Origin of the sequence: Leyella stercorea DSM 18206, from assembly GCF_000235885.1 — a bacterium.
GTDB lineage: Bacteria > Bacteroidota > Bacteroidia > Bacteroidales > Bacteroidaceae > Prevotella > Prevotella stercorea.
In genome coordinates this window covers 1-12,396 of the sequence record NZ_JH379397.1, presented here as the reverse complement: position 1 = coordinate 12,396, position 12,396 = coordinate 1, and the positions used below count along the sequence as shown (strand labels likewise).

At 52.8% G+C, this 12,396-nt stretch carries 10 protein-coding genes; 1 reads left to right on the top strand and 9 read right to left on the bottom strand.

Annotated features, from left to right (window positions below; all coding sequences use genetic code 11):
• Positions 1-41: 41 nt before the first annotated feature.
• The gene (gene polA, locus HMPREF0673_RS04000; protein WP_007898382.1) at positions 42-2,678 is read right to left on the bottom strand and encodes a DNA polymerase I; all 2,637 of its coding nucleotides are present in this window, start codon (positions 2,676-2,678) and stop codon (positions 42-44) included.
• 159 nt (positions 2,679-2,837) lie between these two features.
• On the opposite strand from polA, the gene HMPREF0673_RS03995 reads away from it, so the two are divergent.
• The gene (locus tag HMPREF0673_RS03995; RefSeq protein ID WP_007898380.1) at positions 2,838-3,815 is read left to right on the top strand and encodes a polyprenyl synthetase family protein; all 978 of its coding nucleotides are present in this window, start codon (positions 2,838-2,840) and stop codon (positions 3,813-3,815) included.
• 210 nt (positions 3,816-4,025) lie between these two features.
• Here HMPREF0673_RS03995 and HMPREF0673_RS03990 read toward each other — a convergent pair whose 3' ends face one another.
• The 8 genes from HMPREF0673_RS03990 to HMPREF0673_RS14670 all read right to left on the bottom strand — a co-directional run.
• The gene (locus tag HMPREF0673_RS03990; RefSeq protein WP_007898379.1) at positions 4,026-4,580 is read right to left on the bottom strand and encodes a four helix bundle suffix domain-containing protein; all 555 of its coding nucleotides are present in this window, start codon (positions 4,578-4,580) and stop codon (positions 4,026-4,028) included.
• A gap of 364 nt (positions 4,581-4,944) precedes the next feature.
• The gene (deoC, locus tag HMPREF0673_RS03985) at positions 4,945-5,883 is read right to left on the bottom strand and encodes a deoxyribose-phosphate aldolase (RefSeq protein WP_007898378.1); all 939 of its coding nucleotides are present in this window, start codon (positions 5,881-5,883) and stop codon (positions 4,945-4,947) included.
• A gap of 120 nt (positions 5,884-6,003) precedes the next feature.
• A complete protein-coding gene (locus HMPREF0673_RS03980) occupies positions 6,004-6,330 on the bottom strand; it encodes a nucleotide pyrophosphohydrolase (RefSeq protein ID WP_007898377.1) in 327 nt (108 codons plus the stop codon).
• Between the two features lie 114 nt (positions 6,331-6,444).
• Positions 6,445-6,897 (bottom strand): D-aminoacyl-tRNA deacylase, encoded by a 453-nt coding sequence (dtd, locus tag HMPREF0673_RS03975; RefSeq protein ID WP_007898375.1) that lies wholly within the window; start codon positions 6,895-6,897, stop codon positions 6,445-6,447.
• Positions 6,898-7,009: 112 nt separating this feature from the next.
• Positions 7,010-8,839, bottom strand: coding sequence for an excinuclease ABC subunit UvrC (uvrC, locus tag HMPREF0673_RS03970; RefSeq protein WP_007898374.1), 1,830 nt, complete (start codon positions 8,837-8,839; stop codon positions 7,010-7,012).
• 308 nt (positions 8,840-9,147) lie between these two features.
• Positions 9,148-9,678: an adenine phosphoribosyltransferase gene (locus HMPREF0673_RS03965; RefSeq protein WP_007898373.1), complete on the bottom strand. Its 531-nt coding sequence runs from the start codon at positions 9,676-9,678 to the stop codon at positions 9,148-9,150.
• Between the two features lie 48 nt (positions 9,679-9,726).
• Positions 9,727-11,598: a tRNA uridine-5-carboxymethylaminomethyl(34) synthesis enzyme MnmG gene (gene mnmG / locus HMPREF0673_RS03960; RefSeq protein ID WP_007898372.1), complete on the bottom strand. Its 1,872-nt coding sequence runs from the start codon at positions 11,596-11,598 to the stop codon at positions 9,727-9,729.
• Between the two features lie 604 nt (positions 11,599-12,202).
• The coding region (locus HMPREF0673_RS14670; RefSeq protein WP_216589872.1) for a hypothetical protein at positions 12,203-12,396 on the bottom strand (194 nt) is incomplete at its 5' end.

The window sequence follows — 12,396 nt, the reverse complement described above, 5'->3', positions numbered from 1 at the left end:
GGGTATGGCAGGGATGCCATACCCTCCTACAACTGCTCGCCTTAATGCGCTTCGAGCCAGTTCTCGCCACAACCCGAGTCAGCCACGAGCGGCACGTGCAGCGGATAGGCGTTCTGCATCTCTTCGATAACAATCTTTTCTACACGCTCCTTCTCCTCCGGCAGGACGGAGAAGTTGAGTTCGTCGTGCACCTGCAGAATCATCTTTGAGCGTATTCCCTCGCGCTGGAAGCGTTCGTAGATGCGCACCATAGCAATCTTTATGATGTCGGCAGCCGAGCCTTGTATCGGCGCATTGATGGCGTTGCGCTCGGCGAAGTTGCGCACGGTGGCGTTGTGCGATGTGATGTCGGGCAGGTAGCGGCGGCGGTGGAAGAATGTCTCGGCGTAGCCGTGTTCGCGTGCCGTCTCCTTCGCCTTCTCCATGTAGGCGTGTACACCGGGGAAGGTGTTGAAGTAGCCCTCGATGAGCTGCTTCGCCTCGTCGCGCGAGATGTCGAGACGCTCGGCGAGACCGAAGACGGTGATGCCGTAGATGATGCCGAAGTTGGCGCGTTTTGCCTTTGTGCGCTGGTCGCGCGACACGCTGTTAATGTCCTCTTTATATATGCGTGCTGCGGTGGCAGCGTGTATGTCGTAGCCCTCGCGGAACGCCTCAATCATGTTCTCGTCGCCCGAGAGATGCGCCATCACGCGCAACTCAATCTGCGAGTAGTCGGCTGAGAAGAACAGCTGTCCTGGCTCTGGTATGAAGCACTTGCGTATCTCCTTGCCGTCCTCGCCACGCACTGGAATGTTCTGCAGGTTGGGGTTGGAGGAGGAGAGGCGGCCCGTTGCCGTGACGGCTTGGTTGAACGTGGTGTGTATGTGTCCGGTGCGTGGGTTGATGAGCTTGGGCAGCGCGTCGACGTATGTGCCGAGCAGCTTCTTCAGTCCGCGGTGCTCGAGGATATGGTCGACGATGGGAGCCTTTGAGCGCAACTGCTGCAGCACCTCTTCGGATGTGACGTACTGTCCGGTCTTGGTCTTCTTCGGCTTCTCCACAATCTTCATCTCGCCGAACAGCACCTCGCCCACCTGCTTCGGCGAGGCGATGTTGAACTCGTGTCCGGCGAGCCCGTATATGCTCTGCTCTATTTGGTGCATACGCTCGGTGAGCACCTTCGATGTCTCGGCGAGGGCGTCGGTGTCGAGGCGCACGCCAGTCATCTCCATCTCGGCGAGCACCGGCACAAGTGGCATCTCGATGTTGTAGAACAAATCCTCGACACCAGTCTCCTTCAGTCGTGGCTTCAGCACGTTGTATTGGTGTAGCGTCTCGGCGATGGCTTCCGTGTTGTGCTTCTGTTCTGGCTGCAACACATAGTGGGCGAGCATGGTGTCGAACATAGGTGCGGCGAGGCGCACTCCGTAGTTCATCAGCACCTCCATGTCGTACTTTAGGTTCTGACCGATTTTCAGAATCTCGCTACTTTCGTACAGCGGTTTGAAGATGTTTACAATTCTTTCCGCTTTTTCACGTTCGTTAGGAATTGCTACTTGAACCACCTTTCCTTCCTCTATTGCGAAGTTCAAACCCACCAATTTTGCGTCGATGGCGTTGGTTGAGGTGGTCTTCGTTTCTAAAACGAGAATTTTGGATGAACTAAATTTTCCGTAAATTTTCAGCGCATCTTCTTCTGTTTCAACGAGTTGGTACTCACAAGGGGCACTTTTTGAGCCTTCATAGCTTGAAAATTCTGAACCAACTGCATCCTCGGTCGGATTTTCGGCAAATAAATCGAGTTGTAAATTAACAGTTTTTTGCGGTTGTTGAGGCTTCTTTACGAATTTGTCCAACAGACTCTTAAACTCCAGTTCGGTGAAGATTTCGGTGAGGCGTGCCGTGTCTGGCTCCTGAATCTTCAACGCGTCGAGGTCGAGGTCGATAGGAACGTCGGTGCGGATGGTGGCAAGGAACTTCGACATGCGTATATCGTCAACGGCTCCCTCCACTTTCTCGCGCAATTTGCCCTTTATCTTTGCAGAGTTCTCAAGTATGGAGTCGATGCTTCCAAACTCGGCGATGAGCTTGGTGGCTGTCTTCGGTCCCACGCCGGGGCATCCGGGGAAGTTGTCGGCGGAGTCGCCCATCAGTGCCAAGAGGTCTATCACTTGAGTAGGGGAGTGGAGCTCGTACTTCTCGCACACCTCCTTCGGTCCCATCGTCTCGTAGCCTCCGCCGTGACGTGGGCGGAAGATGAATACGTTGTCGCGCACCAGCTGACCGTAGTCCTTGTCGGGCGTGAGCATATAGGTCTGCACACCGGTTTCGCCAGCCTTCGTGGCAAGCGTGCCGATTACGTCGTCCGCCTCGAAGCCGTCCGCCTGGAGCACAGGGATGTGCATCGCCGTGATGATGTCCTTGATGATAGGTACGGAGGCGCGTATGTCCTCCGGCGTGGCTTCGCGCTGCGCCTTGTACGCAGGGAATGCCTCGTCGCGGAATGTCTTGCCGTGGTCGAACGCCACACCGATGTGCGTGGGCTGCTCCTTGGTGAGTATCTCGTTGAGAGTGTTCACGAAGCCCATAACGGCTGAGGTGTTCATGCCCTTCGAGTTGATACGTGGGTTCTTTATAAACGCATAGTAGGCACGATAAATTAGCGCGTAAGCGTCAAGCAGGAAAAGTTTGTTCATAGATGTGATGGTGTTATGTTGAGGTGGTGAGATGTTGAGATGTTGTGATGGTGAGGTATCTCCTCGTCAACTCATTAACTAATATTAGTTGTAAAATTACAAAAAAAATGTCACTAATAACGGCAAATTCCGTAACTTTGTACGAAATATTATAATACAATGGATTATCTGTCAATCATAAAACACCCGGTAGAGGCGGAACTCGCCGATTTCATCAGTCTTTTCAACCAGTCGCTCTCGCACGAGGACGGGTTGCTCGGTTCTGCGCTCGAGCACATCCGCAAGCGTGCAGGCAAGCGTATGCGCCCTATGCTCATACTGCTCATGGCGAAAAACTTCGGACAGATAAACCTTTCTACGCAGAACGCTGCCGTCGGTCTCGAACTGCTTCACACGGCTTCGCTCGTGCACGACGATGTGGTGGACGAGAGTGAGGAGCGCCGCGGTCAGGCATCGGTCAACGCTACTTACGATAATAAAGTGGCGGTGCTCGTGGGCGATTACATCCTTTCTACCGCCCTGCTTTGCGTCGCCCGCACTCATTCGGAGCAGATTGTGACCTACTTGGCTGAGCTCGGACGCACGCTTTCCGACGGCGAGATACTACAACTTTCCAACATCGGACGCAAGGACATTTCGGAGGATGTCTACTACGACGTGATAAAGCAGAAGACAGCGGCTCTTTTCGAGGCGTGCGCAGGCATCGGTGCGCTCTCTTCGGGTGCTTCAGAGGAGGATGTGGAGGCTGCAAAGCTTTTCGGACAGAACCTCGGCATCACCTTCCAGATACGCGACGACATCTTCGACTATTACGACTCGCCCGAGATAGGCAAGCCTACGGGCAATGACATGGCTGAAGGAAAGCTTACGCTCCCCGTCATCTATGCTGTGAATAATGGTGGTGATGAGTCTATGTGCGACCTTGCTCTTAAGGTGAAAGCACGCACCGTGAGCAGCGATGAAATCGCAAAATTGGTTGCCTATACCAAGGAAAAAGGCGGTATCGAGTATGCTGAGCGCCGCATGTGGGAGTTCCACGCCCAGGCTCAGTGCTTCATCGATGAGCGCGTGAAGCAGCCGGCAGTGAAGGAAGCCCTCCAAGCTTACCTCGACTTTGTAATAAAGCGCACGAAGTAGAATCTTCAGGCAGCGCTTAAGCCGATTTTCTGGTAGCGTTTAAGCCGAACTAAGCCTTTCTAAGCCTCTCTACGCCTTGGCTTAGAAAGGCCTAAGAAGGCTTAGTTCGGCTTATTCCTAAGGAGGCCTAAGAAGGCTTAGCTCGGCTTATTTCTTAGAGAGGCTTAAGAAGGCTTAGTTCGGCCTATCCCTAAAGAGGCTAAGAGCACCTTAGTACCCTCTATATTCCTTTCTGGCTTTCGTCATTTGTTCCTTAACGCCACCATTCTCCACAAACTGTATCTCCAGCTTCTCTATCAGCTTATTCAGTAGCCAATCGGTTTGGTGAATAAGCGTGATGGCGATGTTGGCTATTGTCTCGGCAGACCGCTCTGGCATCGCCTTCCGATAGTATTCACTATCATTATGAGCAGCGCAGGCACGTTTTGTTTGCGCCAGACGTGCGTCGTCAGGTTGCCATTGTTTCAACCCTCTTACACGAAGGAAGTCTTCGTAGTCTACAAGCAGTTCTTGTAGACTCGCTTTTGCCACATTCGTTAGCTTTATCTCCGTCTCTTTTGATGTGTTGCCTGCTGCAGCACCTTCTGCTATATTCTGTTTACCCGATCGAGCCGCCTGCACCATCTGGTCGATTGTGCGGTCGCCCTTTTCAAGGTAGTGGTGAGCAAAATAGAACGTGACATCATACACACATTCCGCCTTTTGATAGGCAATGAGGTTTTTGTAGGAACCACCATGAGGAAGAAATGGTTGTGGGGTAGGCATAAGGTTGTAGGTTTTAAGGGTTGGTAGGATAGTTTTTTGGGGGAGCTTTTTTGCGAGTAGGCCTTTCTAAACCTTCTTGGGACTAAGCCGAACTAAGCCTTCTTGGGACTAAGTCGAACTAAGCCTTTCTAAGCCTTCTTAGGAGCTAAGCCGAACTAAGCCTTTCTAAGCCTCTTTAAGCCAAGGCGTAGTAAGGCCTAAGAAGGCTTATTTCGGCCTATTTCTTAGAGAGGCTTAAGAAGGCTTAGTTCGGCCTATTTCTTAGAGAGGTCTAAGAAGGCTCAGCTCGGCCTATTTCTTAGAGAGGCCTAAGAAGGCTTAGTTCGGCTTAAACGCCGCCAGAAGGAGCTGCCAGAAGCAGGTCTTAGAAGAACTTAATCTGCTCGCCCTTCAGCTCGCTGAGGAGCATGTTTGCGAGGCGTGATGTGCCGAGGCGGAGCCACTTGTTGGTGAGCCACTTCTCGCCCAGAACCTCCTTAACGATGGTATAGTAGGTGATGGCATCCATAACCGTGTTGATGCCGCCAGCAGGCTTGAAACCTATCTGTATGCCCGTTTCATCGTAGTATTCCTTGATAGCCTGGCACATAACGTATGCAGCCTCCGGAGTAGCGGCAGGCTCCAACTTGCCGGTAGAAGTCTTGATGTAGTCGGCACCGGCGTACATGGCGAGGATAGATGCCTTCTTGATGTTAGAAGCTGTCTTGATAGCACCAGTCTCGAGGATAACCTTCATGGCTACGTCCTCGCCGCAAGCAGCCTTCTGCTCCGAAATCTCGTCGCAAACACCCTCATAGTCGCCCGAGAGGAACTTGCCCACCGGCATTACGATATCGATCTCTGTAGCACCGTCAGCCACAGCGAGCGATGCTTCAGCCACCTTCACCTCGATACGAGCCTGAGAAGAAGGGAATGAGCCGCTAACGCAGGCAATCTCTACGCCGTCTACCTCCAAAGACTCTGCAACGGTCTTTGCGAAGCACGGATAAACGCAGATGGTAGCCACGTGGGGCAGTTCTGGATACTCGTTGTCGAAGTCGTTCACGCGCTCTGTAAAGGCGAGTACGCTTGTCTCAGAGTCGGTGGTCTTGAGGGTAGTGAGCTCGATACTGCCGAAGAGGAACTTCTTCACTTCCTCTGTGTCGTTCTGCGGCACTTTCTCAGCGATAATCTGGCGTACAGCCTCGCGAACAGCCTTGTCGTCGAGGTCGGTGTTGTACTTTGCGAGAGCCTCGTCGTACTTGCTCGGCTCCTGCTTCTTTGCCTCCTGGTCGTGGAGGATAACGTCTTTAATGATTCCCATTGTTGTTAATATGTTTTGGTTTGTTGTTTTTTTCTAAGAACTAAGCCTTTCTAAGCCTTTTTAGGCCTCTTTAAGCCTTCCTAATTACTAAGCCTTTGATGGTGGAAGGGTAGGCTCCTTTTAAGCCTTAAGCTTCGGGTTGTTCTTGTGGCGATTCTTGTCGCGCATGGTCTTTTTCTCGAAGCTCTTCTGTAGAGCTTCCGTAAGGTCTACGCCGGTCTGATTAGCCAGACAGATAAGAACCCACAGAATATCCGCCATTTCTTCGGACGGATCGTGCGATTCGCCCTCCTTGAAGCTCTGGTCGCCGTAGCGACGAGCCATGATGCGAGCCAGTTCGCCCACCTCTTCAGTGAGACAAGCCATGTTGGTCAGTTCGGAGAAATAGCGCACGCCGTACTCCTTTATCCAGCTGTCTACAGCCTCTTGTGCTTCCTTTATTGTCATATCGTTATGTGTGATGTTATATCTCCAACGACTGTCCCATAAGCTTCATGTATAGTGAATATGCAAGCAAAATGGCGAGTGTCGCGATGAAACAAATACGGAATTCTTAATAGCCTATTCCTTGTTCTTCGTATCCATGCAGATGGTTACTGGTCCGTCGTTGAGCAGCTCCACCTTCATGTCTGCCCCGAACTCTCCGGTAGCCACTTCCTTGCCGATTGCATCGCTCAGTTTGCGGCAGAATTCCTCATAAAGCGGCACGGATATCTCGTGACGAGCCGCGCGGAACCACGATGGTCGGTTGCCCTTTTTGTATGAAGCGTAGAGCGTAAACTGGCTCACCACCAATGCCTCGCCTTCCACATCCACGAGCGAACGGTTCATAACGCCGTTCTCGTCGTCGAAGATGCGTAGTGCTGCCACCTTCTTCACGAGCCAGTCTACGTCCTCAGACGTGTCGGCTTCCTCCACGCCGAGCAGTAGAAGGAGTCCGTTTCCGATAGATGATTTGATGCTGCCGTTGATGGTTACTGATGCGTGCTGCACGCGCTGTATTACTGTTCTCATTTCTTTTCTCTGATAGAGTGGTATTGTTATTGTTTGCTGAGCGGTTATCGGCTCCGCAAAGTTGTTTGATTATTTTCCACAAAGTTAATATAAATACTTGAGAAAACGGCATTTATTTGCCGAAATGCGCTGCAATAAGCTTTGCTTTTGCTGCGCCAACCACCTCCGTAAGTTCCTCCGCATTCGCCTCACGCACACGTTTCACGCTCTTGAACGCCTTCAGAAGTGCGTCGCGTGTTGCTGGACCGATGCCCTTGATATCGTCCAGTTCGCTGTGCAGGGCGTGCTTCGATCGCTTGTCGCGGTGGAACTGTATGGCATAGCGGTGCACCTCGTCCTGTATCTGCGTCAGGACATGGAACAGTTCGGAGTTGGTCTTCAGCGCGATGGTCTGCGGTGGATTGCCGTAGAGCAGTTCGTTCGTTCGGTGACGATTATCCTTTGCAAGTCCGGCGATTGGTATGTGCAGTCCCAATTCGCCCTCCACAACTTCTCTCACGACGCTCATCTGTCCCAATCCACCGTCGGTAATAATCAGGTCGGGCAGGGCAGCTCCCTCCTCAATCATGCGCGAGTAGCGACGGCGCACCACCTCCTGCATCGAGGCATAGTCGTCCGGGCCCATGACGGTCTTTATGTTATACTTGCGATAGTCCTTTTTCGACGGTTTCATGCCCTTGAACACCACGCAACCAGCCACAGCATCCGTGCCCGATATATTCGAGTTGTCGAAGCATTCTATGTGATAAGGTAGTTTCTCAAGCTGCAGTTTCTGCTGCAGTTCCTTCATTAGGCGTGTCTGTTTCTGCTCGGGGTTGAGTTTTTCGGTCTGCTTCAGACGGTCGAACTTATACTGCTTGCAGTTCATCTCGCCCAACTCCAATAGGTGTTTCTTGTCGCCTCGCTGCGGCACGAAGAACTGCGCATCGTTCAGTGTCCACTCCATCTCGAACGGTACGATGATTTCTTTCGCCTTGCTCTTGAACCTCTCCCTAATTTCCGGAATAGCGGTTAGCAGCAGCTCCTGGTCGGTTTCATCGAGCTTGCGCTTGTATTCGAACGTGAAACTCTGGTTTACGGCACCATTCTTCACGTGTATGTAGTTGATGAACGCCGTGCGGTTGGTGTCGTCGTCCACGATGGTGAACACGTCCACGTCAGCGATGGTATGGCTCACAACCTCACTTTTGGCACAGAAATTCTCTATAAGCAGGTACTTCTGCTTCAGCTCCTCCGCCTCCTCAAACTTCAGTTCGGCTGCTTTCTGCTGCATCTGCTCGAACACATGCTGCGAGAGTTGGCGCGTGTTGCCCTTCAAAATCTCCCTTGCCTGCGCTATCGCCGCCTGGTAATCCTCCAACGACTGCTTTCCGCAGCACGGTGCTTTACAGTTGTGTATGTGATACTCCAGACACGGCTTGTACTTGCCCTGTTCGATGCCTTCCTTCGTGATTATCTGGCGGCATGTGCGTGGCTTGTATAGTTTGTGGATAAGTTCAAGCACGGCGAACATGCTGCCTGTGTGCGAGTAGGGACCGAAGAATGTGCCGTATCGCTTGTTCACCTGTCGTGTCTTGAACACTCGTGGCAGATACTCGTTCGTGATGCAGATGCTCGGATAAGTCTTGCCGTCCTTCAGCAGCACGTTGTAGCGCGGGTTGTACTTCTTTATAAGACTGTTTTCGAGGAGCAGGGCGTCCTCCTCCGTGTTCACCACCGTGTAGCTTATGTCCTCAATTTTCGACACAAGCACCTTGGTCTTGAACCTGTCCACCTCTTTGTGAAAATAGCTCGACACACGCTGCTTCAAGCGCTTCGCCTTGCCTACATATATTATAGTGTGGTTGGCATCGTAGAACTGATAGCTGCCCGGCTTGTCGGGCATGTTCAGCACGATGTTTTTCAACCGCTCAATGCGCTTTTTGTTTTCTTCCTTTGTCATATAACTTGCTTGAAACTAAGTGTTTTGCTATTGTTTGTTTCACGTGGAACTTAAAAGGCTATGGCGCGAGCCATAGCCTTTAGCAGGGGGCTTTAGGGGGTGCAGTGGTCTCCACTGCACCAACCAATTAGGAAGTGTATCAGCCACGTGGAGATCCTCGGATTGCTTTGTTGGTGCAGCTCTCAGGGGGTGCACTTGTCTCAAGTGCACCAACCAAGTAGGAGTGCACCAACCAAGTAGGGGTTCACATATTGCTTTGTTGGTGCAGCTGGGACAGCTGCACCCCCTTTAGAGTGCATCGCCTGTGGTTAAATCTGGATGAGTGACGAAATCTCGATGTCTTCGTCGAAACCGTCGCGACCGTTGAGTCCTTCGTTGACGAGCTCGATGATGAAGTTGGCGTAAACCTTCTTCGGGTGGAATTTCTTCACGAGGTTGCACGCAGCCTTCATTGTTCCGCCTGTGGCGAGGAGGTCGTCGTGCAGTAAGATTACGTCGTCTTCACCGATGGCGTCCTTGTGAATCTCGATGGTGTCCTTGCCATACTCCTTAGCGTAGCTCTCCTGTACGGTGTCGCAGGGTAACTTACCCGGCTTACGGCACAATACAACGCCGGCACCGAGGCGCAGTGCGAGTGCTGATGACATTACGAAGCCGCGCGACTCGATGCCTACGATCTTAGTGATGCCCTTGTCTTTGTACAGCTCGTACATCTCGTCGCAGATTTCCTGCAGACACTCGTTGTTCTTGAATAGAGTAGTAACGTCGCGGAAGTTCACTCCCTTCTTTGGCCAATCTGGTATGCAACGCAGATTGTCAAGCAATAGTTTGTTGTTCATTTTCAAATATTTAATTGTTGTTTGTTTACTTGAATGTTTCACGTGTAACTAACGTTTCATCAGCACCAAGAGTACGTTGATGTCGCTGGGCGACACGCCGGGGATGCGCGCTGCTTGTCCGAGTGTCTCGGGGTTGATGCGTGTGAGCTTCTGTCTGCCCTCGGTAGATATCTCGTGCAGCTCTGCGTAGTTGAAGTGCCCTTTGATGTGTATGTCCTCCAGGCGGTGCATCTTGTCAGCCACGAGTCGTTCGCGCTCGATATATCCCTTGTACTTTATCAGTATCTCCGCTGCCTCCACAATCTCCGCCTGACGCGTGTCGTCGGTCTGCAGCGCAGCCTGTAGGGTAGGGAGTGCGGATGCTATCTGCTCGATGCTCAGTTGCGGACGCGCCACCAGTCCTGCTATCGTTGTGCCGAACTGCATCGATGTTGTTCCGAAGCGTTCGAGCGCATCGTTTATGTCGCGCGGTTTCACGTTCGTCTCGTCGCAGTAGCGCACGATACGCTCTATCTCCGTCTTCTTCTTCAGCCAGTGGTCGTAGCGTTCGCGCGTGGCGATGCCCAGGTCGTAGGCTTTCTCCGTGAGACGTGCGTCGGCGTTGTCCTGACGCAGCAGTATGCGGTACTCGGCGCGTGAGGTGAACATACGATACGGCTCGTCCACACCCTTCGTGGTGAGGTCGTCGATGAGCACGCCGATATACGCCTCGTCGCGTTTCAGGACGAACGGGTCGGAGCCGCCGCAGTAGAGCGCAGCATTCACGCCAGCCATCAGTCCCTGTCCGCCAGCCTCCTCATATCCCGTCGTGCCGTTCACCTGACCGGCGAAGAACAGTCCGCCGACGAGTTTCGACTCTAACGACGGCTTCAGCTGCGTAGGGTCGAAGTAGTCGTACTCTATAGCGTAGCCCGGTCGGTAGACGTGTATGTCGCGGAACGCCGGAATCTTCTTCAGTGCCTCTATCTGCACCTCCATCGGCATCGACGACGAGAAGCCGTTCAGGTACATCTCGTTCGTGTCTTCGCCCTCCGGCTCCAGGAACAGCGGGTGCTGGTCCTTGTCTGGGAAGGTCATCAGCTTCGTCTCTATTGACGGGCAGTAGCGCGGTCCGGTCGACTGTATCTGTCCGTTGTAGAGTGGGGAGTCGGCGATGGCTGCTCGCAGCGTGTCGTGCACCTCCTTGTTGGTGTATGTTGTCCAGCACGGCAGCTGCTTGAGGTGTCGTGGTGCGGTCATGTACGAGAATCCGTGGTAGTCGGTCTCGCCCGGCTGCTCCTCCATATCCTCGAAGTGCACCGAGCGTCGGTCTATGCGCACCGGTGTTCCCGTCTTCATTCGCGCTGCTGTGATGCCGTGTCGTGTGATGCTCTCTGTGAAGTGTAGCACAGCCGGCTCGGCGCATCTGCCTCCCGGTACCTTACGCTTGCCCACGTGCATCAGTCCGTTGAGGAATGTTCCGGCGGTGATGACCACTGCCTTTGCTCTGAGCGTAACGCCCCACACCGTCTCCACGCCCACTGCCTCGCCGTTCTCCACGAGCAGCTCGCAGGCTTCGTCCTGCCAGATGTCGAGGTTGTCGGTGCGGTCGAGCTGCGCGCGCCATTCCCAGATGAACTTCTCGCGGTCGCATTGTGCTCTCGGGCTCCACACCGCCGGTCCTTTGCCTCGGTTGAGCATACGAAACTGTATCGACGTGGCATCGGTGACGAGTCCCATCCTTCCGCCCAGTGCGTCTATCTCGCGCACTATCTGTCCTTTGGCGATGCCGCCGACGGCGGGGTTGCAGCTCATCTGCGCCAGTTTGTTCATATCCATCGTCACGAGGCATGTCTTTGCGCCCATGCGTGCTGCAGCGGCTGCTGCTTCGCATCCGGCGTGTCCGCCGCCGATGACGATAACGTCGTATTTCAATATCATATCTTGTTGCGTTGTTTGCTTTGCTGTTGTTTCTTGCTGTGGTCGTGTTCTCCCTACGGATTTCTCTTGTAGGAGGAGGGTGTGTCAAAACTAAAATATTTGGCAAATTGAATAGCAAACGGTTCTAATCGTAGGAGGCTACGGCATTCCTGCCGTAGCCATTAGTAACTGAAATACAACTGTTTGCAATGACTACGGCAAGAATGCCGTAGTCTCCTACAGTTAGCCATTCATCACAATTCTATAGTTTTGACACACCCTCCACGCCATCCTCTGAAGTCCTCCCACAGAATTCACAGAATTCACGGAAGTTTCTGGCGTAGGATATTCTCCCACAGATTTCACAGATGCTCACAGAAGTTTCTGCTGTGGATATTTTCCCACGGATTTCACAGATGCTCACAGATTTTTAGGTTGCGTTAGTTGCTCCTAATCTGTGCGCATCCGTGCAATCTGTGGGAGTTTTCGTAGGAGGGTATGGCATCCTGCCATACCCACGCCACCCTCTGAAGTCCTCCCACAGAATTCACCGAATTCACAGAAGTTTCTTGCGTAGGATATTCTCCCACGGATTTCACAGATGCTCACAGATTTTTAGGTTGCGTTAGTTGCTCCTAATCTGTGCGCATCCGTGCCTATCTGTGGGAGGCACTTCTCTGCCAGAATGTTCTGTGTGTTCAGCGTATTCTGTGGGAACTCTCTCCCCGTCTGCTTTGTTGGGAGCGTGGTAGTATTCTCCCACGGATTTCACGGATTTCCACAGATGGTTAGGCTGCGTTATTGGCGGCGTGGGTATGG